Genomic DNA, 2,117 nt, shown 5'->3' on the forward strand with positions numbered 1-2,117 from the left:
AGATAATAAACATCAGAGACTTTATTTGATTTTTTTTTTTAATTGTTTTGTTGGAGGTATTTGTCATCAGATTACATGTATATGTATCTCTTAATGCAAATGTACAGGACAATCGTTGTCATTTTCACGCAGAAGTGTATGTTTGGCCTCCAATGACAGCTTCATCGGGGATATATTTGCCCCAGAACCAGTGTGCCTTCCACACTCTGTTCATCTCTTCAATGGGGACGTTCTTTGTCTCGGGCAAGAAGAAGTAGACGAAGATGGTCATGAGAACAACAAATCCAGCAAAGAACAAGAAGAGACCGAACTTCATGTGGCAAAGCATGCTTAGGAAGAACTGGCCGATGACAAAAGTGAAGAACATGTTAACTGAGACATTGATGGCTTGCCCTGCTGATCTGATCTCAAGAGGGCAGATTTCACTAGGAACCAGCCATCCCAACGGACCCCAAGACCAGGCAAATGCTGCAACATAAGCACAGATGAAGAACAGCACGAGGTTGGCCGATCCCTTTGGCAATTCTCCTACACCTTGTGTTCCGAAGTTGATGGCTATCATGATCCCGACAAGTATCTGGCTAATAATCATTTGAACCCCTCCTTCTAGGAACAAGATTCTTCTCCCGAACCTATCAGCTGAGTGGACGGAAACAAGTGTACTGACGAGATTTACGACGCCGGTAATAACTGCAGACATAAGCGAAGCATCATCGCCGAAACCCAGGGTCTTAAAGAGAACAGGTGCGTAAAACATGATGACATTAATTCCAGTAAGCTGCTGGAAGAATGGGATCATTGTGCAGATGACAAGCTGAGGCCTGTATTTTGGCTGCAGGATGTTTTTCCATGGGTGGTCCACTTTCTTTGCAGCCTCGGTTGCGTCGACAAGGTCCTGGAATTCTGCTTCAACGTTGTCTGTGCCACGAATCTTTTGCAGCATTCTCTTTGCCTCCTCGGGGTGGCCTCTCTCAATAATGGAGTTTGGAGTGTCTGGAAGGAAGAACGATCCAATTGTGATCATCAAAGCTGGGACAGCCGCGAGACCCAAAGAAATTCTCCATCCATATCCCTCCTTGATCTGGGCTGTTCCGTAGTTGATGAGATTTGCGGCCAGGATACCGATTGTGATGGCCATCTGGAAACCAATGTTAAGTGCTCCTCTGATCTGGGCTGGCGCCATTTCAGATAGATAGATCGGAACAGACTGATTGGCGAAGCCAACACCAATACCAAGCAACAAACGACCAATGATAAGCATTGCTATATTGGTTGCAGCACCATTTAAAATGGCACCAAGAAGGAAAACCAGGCCTCCAAACAACATTGAGATTTTACGGCCAAATAATCTAGTCACAGTAGATGAAAAGAAGGAAGCTACCAAAGCGGCAAGGTAGAGGGAAGATGTGAACAATGTCAACAAATGACTGTCAAATTTGCAGTACATGTTGCCATCATCACGAATTTCATGCTCTTTGTGGTACACAGATGGGAAGAATCGCTTTAGAAATGTGTCCATGGAAGTAACACCACCTGAGATACCAATGTCATAACCGAAAATGAGACCACCCATGGCAGCCACCAAACAGGTGATGATAACAAAGCATGTGACACCACCTTCATATTTCCTCCCGGCACCCTGCGCCACGAAAGCTCCTCCTGCCATCTCTCAGCAACTGAGTCTGATGTTTATTATCTGTTACCCTTTAGAGCCTGCTGCTCCTGCCCCGTCACCAGCAAGTGGTGCCGTGGTTAGCTTGCCAGTAGCCGGCTCGTTGGTCGGTGCCTCCCTTGCTTCATTCATTGCATTGTACTTGCAATAAATTGCTCAGTACCCGAGCTACAGAGGAAGATCGAGAGGGGGGGAGGAGTTAGTTTTGATCGAGTTGGAGGAGAGTAGATAAAATATATATATATATATACCAAGATGTTCTAGCTGATTTATGCAGTTAGAATTTTCTTTTCCATGCGAGTTTATTCTCTTTTTTATTTGCTTGATTCTTATCTGATCATATGTTATACATGCAATAAAATAACCTTTTGGTGGAGGTTTATTATTAATTTGTGGCGTTCATCATTCTGGATTAAAAAAAAAAAAAAAAAAAAACAAAAAAAAA

The 2,117-nt window shown here is 43.8% G+C and carries 2 protein-coding genes; one reads left to right on the forward strand and one right to left on the reverse strand.

Going from position 1 to position 2,117, the window contains the following annotated elements; all coding sequences use genetic code 11:
* Positions 1–124: 124 nt before the first annotated feature.
* Positions 125–1,648 (reverse strand): sugar porter family MFS transporter, encoded by a 1,524-nt coding sequence (locus tag GRI99_RS19055; protein WP_160773532.1) that lies wholly within the window; start codon positions 1,646–1,648, stop codon positions 125–127.
* Between the two features lie 37 nt (positions 1,649–1,685).
* Here GRI99_RS19055 and GRI99_RS19085 point away from each other — a divergent pair, with 37 nt between their 5' ends.
* Entirely contained in the window at positions 1,686–1,823 is a 138-nt protein-coding gene (locus tag GRI99_RS19085; RefSeq protein WP_500676328.1) for a hypothetical protein, read from the forward strand.
* The last annotated feature ends 294 nt before the right edge of the window (positions 1,824–2,117 follow it).

This window comes from Alteraurantiacibacter buctensis, from assembly GCF_009827655.1.
Classification (GTDB): Bacteria; Pseudomonadota; Alphaproteobacteria; order Sphingomonadales; family Sphingomonadaceae; genus Alteraurantiacibacter; species Alteraurantiacibacter buctensis.

Excerpts from the sequence above, each read along its gene's own strand:
- GRI99_RS19085 (WP_500676328.1), top strand. The coding sequence starts at position 1,686 with ATGTTTATTATCTGTTACCCTTTAGAGCCTGCTGCTCCTGCCCCGTCA.